The 16,084-nt window shown below is 71.6% G+C and carries 14 protein-coding genes; 8 read left to right on the top strand and 6 right to left on the bottom strand.

Going from position 1 to position 16,084, the window contains the following annotated elements; all coding sequences use genetic code 11:
* Positions 1–12 precede the first annotated feature (12 nt).
* The gene (locus tag BJ971_RS24295) at positions 13–1,080 is read right to left on the bottom strand and encodes an oxidoreductase (RefSeq protein WP_184995532.1); all 1,068 of its coding nucleotides are present in this window, start codon (positions 1,078–1,080) and stop codon (positions 13–15) included.
* A gap of 61 nt (positions 1,081–1,141) precedes the next feature.
* Between BJ971_RS24295 and BJ971_RS24290 the strand changes: the two genes are divergently transcribed.
* A complete protein-coding gene (locus BJ971_RS24290; RefSeq protein WP_184995531.1) occupies positions 1,142–1,483 on the top strand; it encodes a MerR family transcriptional regulator in 342 nt (113 codons plus the stop codon).
* A 61-nt stretch (positions 1,484–1,544) separates the two neighbouring features.
* On the opposite strand, the gene BJ971_RS24285 is transcribed toward BJ971_RS24290, so the two are convergent.
* Entirely contained in the window at positions 1,545–3,122 is a 1,578-nt protein-coding gene (locus tag BJ971_RS24285) for a DHA2 family efflux MFS transporter permease subunit (RefSeq protein WP_239087450.1), read from the bottom strand.
* Positions 3,123–3,470: 348 nt separating this feature from the next.
* Here BJ971_RS24285 and BJ971_RS24280 point away from each other — a divergent pair, with 348 nt between their 5' ends.
* Entirely contained in the window at positions 3,471–6,038 is a 2,568-nt protein-coding gene (locus BJ971_RS24280) for a CHAT domain-containing protein (protein ID WP_184995529.1), read from the top strand.
* An 11-nt stretch (positions 6,039–6,049) separates the two neighbouring features.
* Positions 6,050–6,787, top strand: coding sequence for a hypothetical protein (locus BJ971_RS24275; RefSeq protein ID WP_184995528.1), 738 nt, complete (start codon positions 6,050–6,052; stop codon positions 6,785–6,787).
* On the opposite strand, the gene ppk2 is transcribed toward BJ971_RS24275, so the two are convergent.
* Both ppk2 and BJ971_RS24265 read right to left on the bottom strand, forming a co-directional pair.
* The gene (gene ppk2, locus BJ971_RS24270) at positions 6,788–7,684 is read right to left on the bottom strand and encodes a polyphosphate kinase 2 (RefSeq protein WP_184995527.1); all 897 of its coding nucleotides are present in this window, start codon (positions 7,682–7,684) and stop codon (positions 6,788–6,790) included. It lies immediately after the preceding gene.
* A gap of 29 nt (positions 7,685–7,713) precedes the next feature.
* A complete protein-coding gene (locus tag BJ971_RS24265; protein ID WP_184995526.1) occupies positions 7,714–8,526 on the bottom strand; it encodes a hypothetical protein in 813 nt (270 codons plus the stop codon).
* Positions 8,527–8,952: 426 nt separating this feature from the next.
* Between BJ971_RS24265 and BJ971_RS24260 the strand changes: the two genes are divergently transcribed.
* The 4 genes from BJ971_RS24260 to BJ971_RS24245 all read left to right on the top strand — a co-directional run bounded on the left by BJ971_RS24260 (position 8,953) and on the right by BJ971_RS24245 (position 12,982).
* On the top strand, positions 8,953–9,351 hold the full coding sequence (locus BJ971_RS24260) for a tyrosinase family oxidase copper chaperone (protein WP_184995525.1): 399 nt from the start codon (positions 8,953–8,955) through the stop codon (positions 9,349–9,351).
* Positions 9,352–9,398: 47 nt separating this feature from the next.
* The gene (melC2, locus tag BJ971_RS24255) at positions 9,399–10,220 is read left to right on the top strand and encodes a tyrosinase MelC2 (protein WP_184995524.1); all 822 of its coding nucleotides are present in this window, start codon (positions 9,399–9,401) and stop codon (positions 10,218–10,220) included.
* A gap of 134 nt (positions 10,221–10,354) precedes the next feature.
* Positions 10,355–11,437: an alkene reductase gene (locus tag BJ971_RS24250; RefSeq protein WP_184995523.1), complete on the top strand. Its 1,083-nt coding sequence runs from the start codon at positions 10,355–10,357 to the stop codon at positions 11,435–11,437.
* A gap of 429 nt (positions 11,438–11,866) precedes the next feature.
* Positions 11,867–12,982, top strand: coding sequence for a MerR family transcriptional regulator (locus BJ971_RS24245; protein WP_184995522.1), 1,116 nt, complete (start codon positions 11,867–11,869; stop codon positions 12,980–12,982).
* A 13-nt stretch (positions 12,983–12,995) separates the two neighbouring features.
* Here BJ971_RS24245 and BJ971_RS24240 read toward each other — a convergent pair whose 3' ends face one another.
* Positions 12,996–13,514, bottom strand: a complete 519-nt coding sequence (locus BJ971_RS24240; RefSeq protein WP_184995521.1) for an O-acetyl-ADP-ribose deacetylase — start codon at positions 13,512–13,514, stop codon at positions 12,996–12,998.
* Positions 13,515–13,581: 67 nt separating this feature from the next.
* Between BJ971_RS24240 and BJ971_RS24235 the strand changes: the two genes are divergently transcribed.
* Positions 13,582–15,225 (top strand): DUF885 domain-containing protein, encoded by a 1,644-nt coding sequence (locus tag BJ971_RS24235; protein ID WP_184995520.1) that lies wholly within the window; start codon positions 13,582–13,584, stop codon positions 15,223–15,225.
* Here the strand turns inward: BJ971_RS24235 and BJ971_RS24230 are convergent.
* The gene (locus BJ971_RS24230) at positions 15,179–16,054 is read right to left on the bottom strand and encodes a sulfotransferase domain-containing protein (protein ID WP_184995519.1); all 876 of its coding nucleotides are present in this window, start codon (positions 16,052–16,054) and stop codon (positions 15,179–15,181) included. The genes BJ971_RS24235 and BJ971_RS24230 overlap by 47 nt on opposite strands.
* Positions 16,055–16,084 lie beyond the last annotated feature (30 nt).

Genomic DNA, 16,084 nt, shown 5'->3' with positions numbered 1-16,084 from the left:
GTCGAAGACCGCTCAGTGGTAGGTGTCCTCGTCGGACTTGCGGTAGTCGTGGATCTCGTCGAGCCGTCCGGCCGCCGCGAGGGTCACCCACGCCGGGTTACGCAGCAGGATGCGTCCGAGTGCGACCAGGTCGAACTCGCCGGCGTCGAGCCGCTCGATCAGGCCGCGCAGCGCGCCGGAGCCGAGGAAGTCGCGGGTCAGCCCGATCGAGCCGACGGTGATGGAGGGCAGGCCGGTGAGGTGCTTCGCCCAGCCGGCCAGGTTGCGCGGCGAGCCGGTGAACGCCGGTGCGGCGAAGTCGCGCTGCGAGGCGTGCAGCACGTCGGCGCCGGCCGCGGTGAAGGCGTCGAGCAGCACCGCCAGCTCGGCGGGGGATCCGGCGATCCGGGCGGCGTAGTCCCGCTCCTTGAACTGGGAGAACCGTACGATGATCGGCATCTCGGCCGGAACGGCCGCGCGGACCGCCCGGATGACCTCCGCCGGGAACGCGGCCCGCGCGGCGGGTGAACCGCCGAAGCGGTCGGTGCGGCGGTTGGTGTGCGACCAGAGGAATTCGTCGAGCAGGTAGCCGTGCGCGGCGTGGATCTCCACGGCGTCGAACCCGGCCCGGGCCGCCACCCGGGCGGCGTCGGCATACGCGGCGAGCAGCGTGTCGATGTCCGCGAGGGTCATCGCGTGGCTGTCGCCGGGCACGCCCGAAGGGGTCCAGGCCGCGATCCCGTCCACCGGTTCGCGCGCGCTGCCGAGGTGCCAGAGCTGCGCGGCGATCCGGCCGCCGGCGGCGTGCACCTCGCCGGTCACCCGCAGCCAGCCGTGCTCGGCCGCGCCGGCGGTCATCCGCGGCACGGTGGTCTCGTGGCCGGCGCTGGGGTGGCCGACGAGCACGCCCTCGCTGATGATCAGGCCGATGCCGTGCTCGGCCCGGCGCCGGTAGTAGGCGGCGACCTCGGGCGTCGGCACGCCGCCGGGTGAGCGGAACCGGGTCATCGGCGCCATCGCGAAACGGCTGCTCAGCGGCAGGCCGGCGAGGTTGGTCGGGGTGAGGAGGGAGCCCAGCGCGGTGGTGAGTGTCGTGGTCATGGCGCTACGCTAAAACCTGACATTGACGTCAAGGGCAAGTTTTGTGGCGAGGGAGACACCCGTGCGCATCGGAGACCTGACGGCGGCGACCGGCGCCAGCGCGCGATCGTTGCGCTACTACGAGGAGCAGGGCCTGCTCGCGAGCGAGCGCAGCGCCGGCGGGCAGCGGCACTATCCGGAGTCGGCGGTCGCGCGCGTGACGCTGATACAGACCCTGCTCGCCGCCGGCCTGTCCAGCAGCACCATCCACGACGTGCTGCCGTGCATCTCCGAGGAGGCGATCCGCACGCCCTGGCTGGCCGAGCGGCTGCGCACGGAGCTGGCCCGGGTCGAGGACCAGATCAGCTCCCTGCACCGGACCCGCGACATCCTGGCCGGCCTGGTCGAGCAGTACGTCGTCTGACAAAGAACCGCGGCGCACCTCCGAGTGGTCGGAGATGCGCCGCGGGCCGGAAGCGACTTGCTCAGTGCACCATCACCGGGGTCTCGACGTGGCCGGCGTCGCCGCTGCCGGCCTCGCCCGCGGGCACCCGCTTGCGGGGCAGGAACGCGATCGGGATGAACGTCGCCAGCACCAGCAGGAACGCGACGGTGAACGTGGTGGCGAACGAGTCGGCCACGAACGCCAGGCCCCGCTCGATGATCGACGGCGGCACCGCAACCGGCAGCGCGCCGTGCTGGCTGGCGATCGCGAGGCCGGCCTCGGTGACCGGCTTGCCGGTCTCCGGGTTGGTCATGCCCGGGACCGGGGTCGACTCGTTGAGCTGGCTGGTCAGGATCACCGACATGATCGCGGAACCGATCGAGCCGCCGATCTGCTGGAGGATGTTCACCAGCGTGGAGCCGCGGGCCACGTCGTGGCTGCCCAGGGTCCGCAGCGCCGAGGTCATGATCGGCATCATCGTGCCGCCCATGCCGAGGCCCATCACGAACAGCGAGCCGCACAGCAGCCAGTACGAGGTGTCCACGCCCACCTGGGTGAACGTGAAGAAGCCGGCGGCGATGAGCGCCATCGCGAAGGGCACGGTCCGGCCCACCGGGATCTTGTCGGCCAGCGCGCCGGCGATCGGCATCGTCAGCATCGCGCCGAGGCCCTGCGGCGCCATCAGCAGGCCGGCGTGCAGCGTCGACTCGCCCCGGACCTGGAGGAAGTAGCTCGGGAACAGCAGGCCGGCGCCCATGAACGCGATGATGAACACGAACAGCGAGATCGACGCGATCGCCAGGTTGCGGTTCTTGAACAGCCGCAGGTCCAGCAGCGGGTGCTTCGGCTTGAACGAGTAGAAGACGAACCCGATCACCAGCAGGGCGCCGACGAGCATAGGGATCCAGACCTTGTTGGCCGTGATCGTGCTGGTCTCCGGCAGCGACGAGACGCCGTACAGGAAGAGCGCGAGGCCGGGGGACAGCATCAGCATGCCGACGAAGTCGAACGACTCCGACGGCTGCGGGTCGTCCTTCGGCAGCGCGAACTGCGCGTACACCAGGCCGATGATGCCGATCGGCAGGTTGATCAGGAACACCCAGTGCCAGCTCGCCGCCTCGATCAGCCAGCCGCCGAGGATGGGGCCGGCGATCGGGCCGAGCAGCATCGGAACGCCCAGGACCGCCATCAGGCGGCCGATCCGCTCCGGGCCGGCCGCGCGGGTCATGATCGTCATGCCGATCGGCATGAGCATGCCGCCGCCGAGGCCCTGGAGCACCCGGAACGCGACGAGCTGCTCGATCGTGTCGGCGGTGGCGCAGAGCACCGAGCCGAGCGTGAACAGCAGCAGCGCGAGCATGTAGAGCCGCTTGGTGCCGAACCGGTCGGCGGCCCAGCCGCTGAGCGGAATCACCGTCGCGAGCGCCAGGGTGTAGCCGGTCATGGTCCAGGCGACCTCGGCGTACGTCGCGTTGAAGACGTCCTGGAAGGTCGGGATCGCGACGCTGACGACGGTGATGTCGAGGATCGACATGATCGCGCCGAGGACCACCACGCCGGCGATCTTGAATACGGCGCCGTCCAGTTTCGTGGGCGGCGCGACGGCCTGATTGGTCACAAGAGCTCCATGTTCGTCGTTCGGACTGCCGCCCGTGGCACACCGGATCCCAAGGCCGCGCGCGACGCAGACGGCCATGGTGTCACTGCGGCGGGGCCGCGATCATCCAATATTTCCAGCATCCCAGGGGTGGCCCCGCCACGGGCCGGACGGTGACCGACGGCACAGTCACCCCTGGACAACCCCGATATTTAAGGCGCCGTCCTTTCGGCGGCCTCGCCCGCCGACATCACCGTTTGTGATCCGGGCCACGTCGGCCGGGCAGTCGGATCTTGGACATCGGCGTGGCACCGCCGATCCGGCCGGTGCGATTCTGATGCCGGTCCTACCTGCGCACGAGGGCGGCCGATGACCTTCAGATCACGGGTACGCGCGCTGGTGGCCGGGCAGGCTGCGGCGCTTCGCCGCTCGGAGCAGGCCGGCGACCTCGACCGGCGGATCACGCGGCTGCGGGCCGGGGTCGACGACGCCGAGCCGGGCTCCCTGAGCCAGGCCGAGCTACTCAACAGCCTCGGCAACCGCCTCGTCGACCGCCACCGGTTGTCGGGGGACGTGGCCGATCTCGCGACGGCCATGGACTGCTACCGGCGCTGCGGGGACCTGGCGCCGGGCACCGAGCTCGCCACGACGGCGCTGGGAAACCTGGCGGTCGCGTGTGTGAACCGCTACACGCAGCTCGGTGCGCTCGAGGACCTCGAGGCCGCGATCACGAACGGCCGCGCCGCCCTCGCCGTGGTACAGGACCCGGCGGACCGGGCCCGCGACCTGAGCAACCTGTCGCACGCGCTGCACGAGCGGTACTACCGCACGCGCCACCGCGAGGACCTCGAGGAATCGGTCACCGTCGCGGAGGCCGCCGTCGAGCTCGCCGCGGAGGGCGCGCCCGAGCGGGCGGCGGCGAGCGTGAACCTCGCCGTCGCGCTCCTCGAACGCGCCGCCGCCACCGAATCGTTCGCCGACCTGGACCGTGCCGCCGGGCTCTACGAGAGCGCGGCGGCCATCACGCCCCGGGACTCCTGGCTCCGGGCACCCGTCGCCGCGGGCCTGGGCACGGTGCGGCTGCTCCAGCTCCGCCGGTCGGGGCAGTCCCGGGCCGAGGGGGAGGAGGCCCGAACCATCGCCGGCCTGCGGGCGATCGCCGAGCGGGCGCCGGCAGGCTCGACGATGCGTCATGCCGCCTACTACGCGATAGGCGGCACGTTGTGGCAGCGGTACCTGCGGGACCGGGACCCCGCACGGCTGGAGGCGGCGATCGAGGCGCTCGGGGCCGCCGTCGCCGCCGCGCCCGACGGCGCCGGCGAGCTGCCGAGGTATCTCAACGCGCTCGGCATCGCGCTCAGCGAACGGACCTTCGTGTCGGGCAGCTACGCGGGACTTGCCGCGGCGCTCGCGGAGTGGGTGCGCGCCCTCAACCTGCTGGACCGGGGCTTCGGCTCGGTGCCGATGGCGTACAAGCTCGGTCAGCAGGACATCTCCGCCGGCCTCGGCATCGCCGAACGGGTGGTCTCGGCGTACCTCGTCCTCGCCGAGGCGGTCACGACCAGGGCGGGCGTCGACCGCATGCTGCGCAACGCGATGTTGATCGCCGAGGCGGCCAAGTCCCGGCTCCTGACGGAGCTGATCGGGCGGGCGGACCTGCCGGCGCCGCCGGGCGTACCCGCGGACGACGCCGGCCGGGAACGGGAGATCTTCGCCGAGCTGCGGATGCTGGACACGGTCGAACTCGTCGGTCACGGCCAGGATGCCGGGGTGACCGACGCCGGCTCGGGCGGCCGCCTCGCCCGGCGCACGGCGCTGCGCGGTGAGCTCGAGGCGGTGTGGGCGTCGATGACGGCCGCCGATCCGCGCGCGGAGGCCCACGTGGCGCTGCGGCGCGGGCGCCCGCTCGACTGGGAGACCCTGACCGGTCTCGCGCGGCGGCTCGGGCCGGGTACGGCGCTGCTGTCGCTCTTCCTCACGAACTCCCGGACGGTGATCTTCGTGCTTCGTTCCGGCGAGGACGCGCCGGACGTCTGCACGGTCGACCTCGAACCGTCACAGTGGGACGACATCCTGAACCGCTTCGACCGCGAGGTGCTCGCCGGCTCCGGCCGCCGGGCCGAGACCTGGGACCGGCCGCTGCGCCCGCTGCTGGAGGCGGTCTCCGCCCATCTCGGCGGCGTCGAGCGGGTGGTCCTCGCGCCGTACGACGCCGGGCTGCGGCTTCCGTGGTCGCTGATGGCGGCGCGGGCCGGCTGGCGTGCCGCGGACGGCGGCGCGCTGCCGCTGGTCACCATGGAATCGCTGGGCCTGCTGCCGTTCCTGCTCGATCGCCGCCCGGCCGCGCGGGGACCGGCCGCCGTGGTCGGCGACCCCACCGGGAACCTGGCGCACGCCAACGCCGAGGCCGTCGAGATCGCGGCGATGCTTGGCGTCGACCCGCTGCTCGGGCCCGCCGCGACGAAGGCACGTGTGCTGGACCTTCTGCGCCGCTCGCCGGTCGCGCACGTCGCGGCACACGCGCTCTTCCTTCCCGGCTCGCCGCTGGACTCGGGGATCGTCCTCGCGGACGGGGTCCTGACCGCGCGGGAGATCCTGGCCGAGTCCGTCACGCTCGACCTGCTCGTCCTCTCCGGCTGCGAGACCGGCGTCGCCGAGTCACTCGGCGGGTACGAGTTCGCCGGGCTCTCGCAGGCATTCCTCCAGGCCGGCGTCCGTTGCCTCGTCGCGAGCCTGTGGCGGGTCGACGACCCGGCGACCGCCGCGCTGATGGCCTCGTTCTACGGCGACTGGCGTGACGGCCTGAGCCTGGACCGGTGCCTCGCCCGCGCGGTGTCCGCCGCGAGACCCGCCGGGCCGGGCCGGGCGCACTCGTCGGACGCGTTCGTGCTCTCCGGCGACTGGTCGATCGGGTGGCCGGTGACCGCATCGAGATGAGGAGTCGCACCATGTTGCTTCGGGTACCGGACGCGATCCAGCGGCCGCTCTGGGAGGGCGAGCTGGAGCCGGACGACACCGTGCCGCCGGCGGAGACGCTGCGCGGCACCGAGTCCGCGAGAGTGGGCGCGGCGCCGCGGAACCTGCCGGTCGTCAGCATCGGGCGCCCCGAGGTCTGGAACGTCGTCGACTTCTTCGACGCCGGCGCGCTGCCGACGCCGATGCGCGCGAAGCTGTCGGAGGCCAGCTTCTACCTGGTGCGGCTGGCCTGCTCGTTCCGGCCGGCGCACGACAGCACCGAGATCGACTGGGCGCGGTTCTCGGTGTCGTTGCAGCGCGACGAGGCCGGCCTGATTCCGAGCGCGTTCGACCTGCACCCCCTGTTCGTCACGCAGGAGGTGAAGCGCAACGTGACGGTCAGCCTGGCGCCGACGCTGAAGTTCCTCGAGGTGGAGGCGGGCATCGGCGCGGTGGGCTTCGGCTTCGAGTACCAGGAGATCCAGCCGGTCATCAGCGCGTCCGGCGCGGGCGAGTCGGAACCGGCGTGGGACTTCCAGGCCGTCAAGGGCACGCACGTGTACGGCAGCAAGTGGATGCACCTGCTGGTGCGGGCCAGCCCGGCGATGACCACCTGCCACGCCCGGCTCGAACTCAGCGCCGACGTGGTCCGCAGCGGCCTGCGGATCGCCGCGTTCAGCCGGCCCCGGCAGACGTCGGCGGACCCGCTGACCGTACGCCTCTGGGGTTGATCAGTCCTTGATCGAGTCTCGGCCGCGCTGCACGAGCAAAGGATCCGCGGGGAACACCACCGCGGTGTCCTTGCCCTCGTAGTCGAACTGGTCCAGGAAGAACCGCATCGCGTTGATCCGCGCCCGCTTCTTGTCATTGCTCTTGATCGACGTCCACGGCGCATGATCGGTGTCCGTATGCTCGATCATCGCCTCCTTCGCCACCGTGTACGCATCCCAGCGATCCAAAGACTCGATGTCCATCGGCGACAACTTCCACCGCCGCACCGGATCGATCTGCCGGATCGCGAACCGGGTCCGCTGCTCGGCATGCGTCACCGAGAACCACAACTTCGTCAACGAGAAACCACTCTCGGTCAACATCCGCTCGAACACCGGCGCCTGCCGCAGAAACAACTCATACTCACCGTCGCTGCAAAACCCCATCACCCGCTCGACCCCGGCCCGGTTGTACCAGGACCGATCGAACAACACGATCTCCCCCGCCGTCGGCAACTGCGACACATACCGGTGGAAATACCACTGACCCAACTCGGTCTCCGTCGGCTTCGTCAACGCCACCACCCGGGCAGCACGCGGATTCAGATGCTCCATGAACCGCTTGATCGTCCCGCCCTTACCAGCCGCGTCACGACCCTCACACACGATGACATGCTTCGTCGCCGTGTCCAGCGCCCAGTACTGGAACTTCAACAACTCGATCTGCAACTGATACTTCTGCTCCTCATACACATCACGATCGAGGCGCTCGCCGTACGGATAATCCTGCCGCCAGGTCTCCACCGGACTACCACCCGGATCGATCAGATCCGGATCCGACAGGTGCGCGTCATGCCGCACGCTGTAACCCTCACGCAGCAACTGGTCCAGGTACTCGCGGAAGTTCTCACGTATCACACCCTCAGTATCGGCCTAAATGCGCGCGGTCACCTGGGTCCGGCGAAGGATTCCGCCGCGCACCAAGCCCCGAGGGTTGTCCCGATGAAATGGTTGATGTCACCGACCTCGTGGATGCCGACGGTGAGCGCGGCGATGGTCGGGGCCCACTCCGGGCCGTCCGCCGGCAACCTGTCCGCCGGCACGCGGAAGGCGTCCGACCGCCATTCGCCGAACTGCCGCGCGTCCGTGTCGGGCGGCCGGATGTTCTCCAGGGCCTCCGCCTCCGCCCACGGCGCGCCGATCTCAAGGGCGCGCGTGCGCAGCACGTTCAGGCGCGCGATCTCTCGTGCCGCCTGCCGCAGCAGCACGCCGTACTCCGGCGGGTTCGGCAGAAACAGCTCGCACTGGTTGCCCAGCCCCAGGACGGCCATCCGCGTCGCCTCGTCGGGGGGCCTGCTATAGCGTTCCGCGGTGAGCAGGCCGGCGGACGCCTTCCGCAGCTTCTTTTCGATCTCGCGGAGGCGGTCCTGGTTATCGCTCCCCAACGCCATGGCGACCGCGATGGCGTGCAGGTCGGCGGCCGACTTCGTCACCTGGGCCGCGAGCGCGTGACTCTCCGCGTGATTCGCCTGCCGGCTGGCGACGCGCTGGATGACGACGAGCGCCACCGGTATGCCGAACATGGCACCCGTGAGCGACGACACGAGGTTCGTCATGAAGGGCTTGTCCGCCCAGAACCCGTGGTCGTCGCCGGTCCATCCGGCCGCGGTGAGCGTGAGACCCATGGCCCACATCGGCGCGAAGGTGTGCCGGACGACGGGTGCGGTCGAGCGCCAGAAGCGGCGTACCGAGCGGAACAATTGGCCGTTTCCCTTCCCTGGAACGGACCGGAGTCTCCCAGTGACCAGCGGGGCGTAGACGGCCTTTCTGTCCGACGCCGCGGCTTGCGAAGTTATCCACAATGGATGATGGGAAGCCCCTGAGCCGGTGAGATGACTCACTCGGCTCGATGGCCGATCGCATCGACACATGCGCATCGTCCTATCAAAAGCGTCGCGCCACCCGCGCGTTTTCGCGCCACCGGGCTCGGCGAGCAGTGCTCGCGCACGCCGTCCGGGCCGGCGGCGGGTTGCTGCCCGTTGATCGACATTGCTAGCTTCGGCGACCTCGGGACGAGCTGAAGAATCCTCGGAAACGCCGGTCTAATTCAAGAAATTCTTAGGTAGATGGCGGCCAAACCCACGGAATCTTCGGCTCACGAACAAGGGGGAAGTTCAGTGACCACCATGAATCGCCGTGAGCTGCTGAAGCTGACGGCTGCCGGGGCGGTGGCGGTCGGCACCGGCGCGCTCGGCGTCCAGGTATTGACCGTCAGCGGCTCGCAGGCCGCCGTCGACACGTCCGTCACCACCGGCGAACGCTTCGACGAGACCTACCGGGGCCGCCGCATCCAGGGCGCCGGCGTACCCGCCGGGCGGGCCCGCGCACTTGCCGAGGGCGGCGCCGGCGCGGCCATGCCCGACGTCGTCATCGACGGCACCGCGCTGCACGTGATGGTGAACGCCGACGGCACCTACACCAGCGTCGCGAACCACTACCAGACCTTCCGGACGCTGCGTGAGGTGGCCCGGGCCGCGGTCGACGAGCTCGACGGAGCCCGGCTGGTGCCCGTACGGCACCACTGACCCGCGCTTACGGCAACCCCTCTCTCGGAAAGGCGACCCGATCCACCATGGGCGTACGCAAGAACCAGCGCGACCTCACCGCCACGGAGAAGCGCGACTTCGTCGCCGCCGTGCTCGAGCTCAAGCGCAGCGGCCGGTACGACGAGTTCGTCCGTACCCATAACAGCTTCATCCTCGGCGACAGTGACAACGGCAACCGGGTCGGCCACCGCTCGCCGTCGTTCCTGCCCTGGCACCGGCAGTTCCTGCTCGACTTCGAGCGCGCGCTACAGGCCGTCAACCCCGCTGTCGACCTGCCCTACTGGGACTGGACCGTCGACCGCAGCGCCACCTCGTCGATCTGGGCCGCCGACTTCATGGGCGGCGACGGCCGCAGTTCCGACGGCCGCGTCACCACCGGGCCGTTCGCGTTCGGCGCCGGCAACTGGACGCTGAACGTGCGCACCGACGACCGCGGCTATCTGCGGCGGGCACTGGGCGCCGGTACCCGGTCGCTGCCGACCGCGGCCGAGACCCGCGACGTGCTGGCCATCAGCACCTACGACTCCGCGCCGTGGAACAGCTCCTCGGCCACCGGCTTCCGCAACCAGGTCGAGGGCTGGCGCGGGCCGAACCTGCACAACCGGGTCCACGTCTGGGTCGGCGGCGACATGCTCGCCGGCACCTCACCCAACGACCCGGTGTTCTGGCTGCACCACTGCCACATCGACAAGCTGTGGTCGGACTGGCAGCGGGCGCATCCGGCCTCGGGCTACCTGCCCACCGCCGGCACGACGAACGTGGTCGACCTCAACGACACGATGACGCCGTGGAACACCGTGCGCCCGGCGGACGTGCTGGACCACAAGCGCTGGTACACGTACGCCTGAGCGGTTGAACGAGCCCGGCCGGCGGCGGCCCGGCCGGGCCGGAGACCGGTGCGGCGGACGCGGATGCGTGTCCGTCGATGGTGATTAGGATCATGGTGCGGAAGATCGGGGCCGTGCCGGTTGCTGACGCCGGCATGACGACTACCCCACTCAGCACCGCCAGCGCGCTGCTGCGGCCGGTGACGGCCGGCGCGCTCCAGGCACCCAACCGGATCTGGATGGCGCCGCTGACCCGCAACCGCGCGAACCCGGACGGCACCCCGAACGCGTTGCAGGCCGAGTACTACGGCCAGCGCGCCGGCGCCGGCGTCATCATCGCCGAAGGAAGCCAGCCGTCGGCGGTAGGACAGGGCTATCCGAACACCCCGGGTCTGCACACCGACGAGCAGCAGGAGGGCTGGCGGCGGATCGCCGAGGCCGTGCACGCCGGCGGCGGCCGGATCGTGGTCCAGCTCATGCACGCCGGACGGATCTCGCACAGCAGCACCATCGGCGGGCAGGTGCCGGTCGCGCCCTCCGCCGTCCGCGCCGCGGGCGAGGCGGTCACCGTCACCGGCCTCCAGCCCTTCTCCGAGCCGCGCGAGCTGCGCACCGACGAGCTGGCCGGCGTGGTCGCCGAGTACGCGGACGCCGCCCGCCGGGCGGTGGCCGCCGGACTGGACGGTGTGGAACTGCACGCCGCGAACGGCTACCTGCTGCACCAGTTCCTCGCCGACGGCGTGAACGCGCGCACCGACGGCTACGGCGGCTCGGCGGCCAACCGGGCCCGCTTCGTCGTCGAGGTCGCGGCCGCCGTCAGCGCCGCGATCGGCGCAGACCGCGTCGGGATCAGGATCTCCCCGCTGAACCCGTTCAACGACATCGCCGAGGACGACGTGTCGGTGTACGAGGTGCTCACCGCCCAGCTCGCCGAGCTGGGCCTCGCGTACCTGCACCTGCTGGCCGCACCGGGCGACCCGATCATCGAGAAGCTGCGCGCGGTCTGGCCCTCGACGCTCGTGCTCAACACCGGCTTCGGGGTGGAGTCGGATCGCGACCAGCTCGACCGGCTCGTCGCCGACGGCGTTGCCGACGCGGTGACGGTGGGACGCCCGTTCATCGCCAACCCGGACCTGGTGCTGCGCTGGACGCGGGGCGCCGAGCTCAACGAGCCGGACCCGGCAACCTTCTACGCCGGCGGCGCGAAGGGCTACACGGACTACCCCGCCCTGTCCTGACCGGGAGCGCCTACCGCCCGTCGCCCGTCGGCGGGCGGTAGGCCGCGTCCGACCAGCCGGATCTCGGCGACACCGGCGCCGTCCGCCTCGTCCAGGCGGGTGCCTCCGTCGGGCTCGAACCCGGCTCGCCGGTAGAAGTCCCGGGCACGCCGGTTGGGCGCGTAGACATAGACGCACAGCGGCCGGTGTCCGCGCCGCCGCAGATCGAGCACCGCGTGGTGGAACAGCTCTCCGCCTCCCGGCCGGGGTCCAGCGCGTCGAGGACGTCCCCGCTCATGAACTCCCCGTACGCCGCCCGCCAGGCCCGGACCTTGAGGGCGCCGATGCCGCGCGCGTCCCGGGGCTCTGCCGACCGGATCACCCCCGCATCGTAATCCCCGGATTCCCGCGCTTGTCCCTCACGCGGCGTCATGCCGCATAGTCCGTGGCGTGGAAGAGCAACTGACCGTGGGGCATGTGGCCGAGCTGGCCGGCGTGACCGTACGCACGCTGCATCACTATGACGAGATCGGCCTGGTGCGGCCGTCCTCGCGGACCGCGGCCGGGTACCGGGCCTACTCGGCGGGCGATGTGGAGCGGCTGCGCGAGGTGCTCGCGTACCGGCGGCTGGGCTTCGGGCTGCGCGAGGTCGCGGTCCTGGTCGACGACCCGGCCACCGACGCCGTCGCGCACCTGCGGCGGCTGCGCGGCCTGCTGCTGGACCAGCGCGACCGCGCCGCCGCCATGGTCACCGCCATCGACAGGGAACTGGAGGCACGGGCGATGGGTATCAGGACGACGCCGGAGGAACAGCTGAAGATGTTCGGCGCGCGGCTGTACGACGCCATCGGGTCCGCCTATCCGGCGACGCGGCGCACCGAGCCGCGGATCGCCGCGCAGATCTGGGCGGCGCTCGGGGACGCCCGGACGGTGTTGAACGTCGGTGCCGGCACCGGCTCCTACGAGCCGCCGGACCGCGACGTCACCGCGGTGGAACCGTCGGCGGTCATGCGGGCGCAGCGTCCCGCGGGCGCGGCGCCGTGCGTGGCGGCCGCCGCGGAGAGCCTGCCGTTCGAGGACCGGTCCTTCGACGCCGCGATGGCGGTCAGCACCGTTCATCACTGGCCGGACGCGGTCGCCGGGCTGCGCGAGATGCGGCGGGTTGCCCGCCGCGTGGTGGTGTTCACCTACGACGCCGACGACCCCGGCTGGCTTCAGCGGTTCTGGCTCACCCGCGACTACCTGCCCGAGTTCGCCGGCCTGGTGACCGGCCGGCCCTCGCTGGCCGACCTGGCCGGCGCGATCGGGGCCCGCACGGAGCCGGTGCCGATACCGTGGGACTGCGCCGACGGCTTCTTCGAGGCACACTGGCGCCGGCCCGAGGCGTACCTGGACGAACAGGTGCGCCGCGCGGTGTCGGTGTGGACCCGGGTCGGCCCGCAGGCCGAGCGGCGGGCGGTGAGCAGGCTCCGCGACGACCTCGCCTCGGGCCGGTGGGCCGAGCGGAACTGCGAGCTCGTCACCCTCGACGCGGCGGAGCTCGGCCTACGCCTGCTCGTGGCCTGAACCCCGCGCCGTCTCACCGGGCCTGTTCCTCGTACACGCGTTCCGCGACGCGGCGGGTCTGCTCGTCGAAGAGGACCAGGCGGACCGACTCGACCTGGTCCGGCACGCCACGCAGCGCCGCCAGCGCCTGTGCGACGGCGTCCTCCTTCGGCCACCGGTACACCCCCGAGGAGATCAGCGGAAACGCGACCGACCGCGCGCCCAGCTCGGCCGCGACGGACAGCGAGTTGGTGTAGCAGCCGCGCAGCAGGGCGGAACGGTCCTCGTCCGCGCTGTACACCGGCCCGACGGTGTGGATCACCCAGCGGGCCGGCAGCCGGCCGCCCGTCGTGGCCACCGCCTGCCCGACCGGCAGCCCGCGCCCGTAGCGGCTCGCCCGCAGCGCCCGGCACTCCTCGAGGATCGCCGGCCCGCCCTTGCGGTGGATCGCGCCGTCGACGCCACCGCCGCCCAGCAGCGACGAGTTCGCCGCGTTGACGACCGCGTCGACCTGCTCGGTGGTGATATCGCCGGTGACGAGCTCGACCTGCACTGTCTCTCTCCTCCGCGTGACGGCTGCCGCTGTCAACATATTCCAGCCGATGTCTAGCATTTCATCCGTGATCGACGACTTCGCGGACCGGCTTCTTCGTGAGATGGCCGGCCTCGACCCCTGCACGGCGATCGTCGAGGCCGGCGAGCAGGATGTCGACGGCCTGACCGACTACGGCCCGGAGGGCCATCAGGCCCGCGCCGATCTCGCCGTCCGCGCCCTGCGCGAGCTCGAGATCCTGGTTGACACCCCGCCGGCCCGCCCGCTGCGCGCACACCTGGCCGAACGGCTGCGTACCCGGATCGCCCTGCACGAGGCCGGTGAGGACCTGCGCGAACTGCACGCGGCGGCCACCGGCCCGCTCCAGCTCGTCCGCCAGGCCGTCGAGGCCGCGGTACCCGCCCGCGGTGCCGAGGGCGCGGCCTTCGAGGAGGGCTGGGCCCGCGTCGGCGCGCGCCTGGCCGCGATCCCCGCGACCCTCGACGGGTACGCCCGCAGCCTCCTGCTCGCCGCGGAGCGCGGCAACCTGCCGGCGCGGCGGCAGGTGGAGCTCGTCACGCGGCGCTGCCGCGACTGGATCGACGACGACGTCGCCCTGGTGGATCGCTACGGACAGGGGCGGCAGCGGGCGTCGTTGGAGGCCGCGGCGACGGGCGCGCGGGCGGCGTACCGGAAACTGGCCGGGACGCTGACCGCGGAGCTGGCACCGCGGGCCGCCGACGAGGAGGCGTTCGGACCGCGCCGGTACGCGCTCTGGGTGCGCACCTTCCTCGCGACCGAGCCCGACCTGCGCGAGCTGTACGACTGGGGCCGGGACGAGTTCGGCGCGACGGAGGCGGAGCTGATCGCGGAGGCGAAGGCCCTCGGCGGCGGCGTGCCGGAGGTCCTCGACCGGCTCGACCGCCCCGACGCGCCCGGCACGCTGCACGGCAGGGAGGCGTTCGCCGCCTGGCTGCAGGAGCTGTTGGAGGCCACCACCGAGCGGCTGGACGGCGTGCACTTCGACATACCCGCCCCGCTGCGGCGCATCGAGTCGCGGTTGACCCGCTCGGCCGGCATCGCCTACAACGGGCCGTCGCGGGACCTGACCCGGCCGGGCCGGGTCTGGTGGTCCCTCCCGGAGGGCACCGAGAACTTCCCGACCTGGTACGCCTACAGCACCGCCTACCACGAGGGCGTTCCCGGCCACCACCTGCACATCGGCGCCGAGGTCCTCCGGGGCGGACTCGGGCAGCGGCTGAACCTGCTCGGCGGCCTCTCCGGCAGCCAGGAGGGCTGGGCGCTGTACGCCGAGCGGTTCATGGACGAGCTCGGACTCTACGAGCAGCCGGGCGCCCGGCTGGGGTACCTGTTCATGCGGCTCCTGCGGGCGGCGCGGGTCGTCGTCGACATCGGCCTGCACCTGCGGCTGCCGATGCGCCCCGGCGGCGCTGTCTGGACGCCGGACGCCGCGCTGGAGTTGCTGCGGGACCGCTGCCACCAAGGGCAGCACGCGCACGCCGAGCTCGCGCGTTACCTGGGCCGGCCGGGGCAGGCGCTGGCCTACAAGGCCGGTGAGCGCGTGTGGCTGGCGGGCCGCGCGTCGTTCCCCGGCGACCGGCGCGCGTTCCACCGGCGGGCACTGGAGCTGGGCTCGCTGGGCCTGGATCAGCTCACGGCCGCCCTCACCGGTCGCGGTGCGGCGGAACGTCCGGGTAGCCGAGGAGCCTGACGAGGTCGCCCGCGGCGGCGGAGAAGGCCTCCTGGACCTCGTCGTCGAAGTGGTTGCGCCAGTCGCCGGGCTCGCCTCTGCGGTAGTGGGAGACCGTGCCGGAGCCTGCCGGCGCGCCGCGCATTCTCGAGAAGCTGTACCGGTCCCGCAGCGCGGCCAGGTCCGTCGGCGGTAGGGCGATCCCGCAGTGCCGTAGAAGCCGATCGAGGTCCTCCAGCTGCCGCTCCCCGGTCAGGTCCTCGTACCGGACGATGCGGACGGCCTCCGTGCTCGGCGCGGTCGCCCACGCCCGCAGGGACTTGAAGGTGCCCCTGCGGGAGTGATGGTCGATCACGTAGAGCAGGCCCTCCTTCGGCGATCTGCCGCGCAGGGCGCTGCGGACCTGCGGAACGTCGCCCATCGGCGTGTGCGAGCTCCGGTAGGAGAAGTAGCTGGACACGACGATGTCGCGCGGATCCCGGCAGACGAAGAACGCCCGGTAGCGGTCGGGCTTCGGGATGCTCAGGAAGCCCTTGTGGGAGATGAACAGGGACGAGACCACCCGGCCGGGCGGGAAGGCCATCGGGGGATGCCAGTTGTACGGGCGCGGATCGTAGGGCAGCAGTCCGGAGTGCCGGTACACGGCGGGATCGTTGAGGATTGCCTTGATCCATTGGCTGGCCGTCTTGCGCATCGTGCAGTGGTACACGTTCTCGAACTCGCACCGCGACTCCACTGGGACCGTGAGCCGCAGCCTGGCATTGTGGGCCTCACACATCACCCGCCGGGCCGCGACGCGAACGGAATTCGGGGTGTGGTGTTTGGTGAACGTGACGGCACGGTTCAGCATCGCCGTGAACCTCTTCTTACCTGCGCGGCC

The sequence above is a fragment of the Amorphoplanes digitatis genome (assembly GCF_014205335.1).
In the GTDB taxonomy this organism is placed as follows: Bacteria; Actinomycetota; Actinomycetes; order Mycobacteriales; family Micromonosporaceae; genus Actinoplanes; species Actinoplanes digitatus.
The sequence above is the reverse complement of the archived record's forward strand: the minus strand, read 5'-3'. Positions and strand labels throughout refer to the sequence as shown.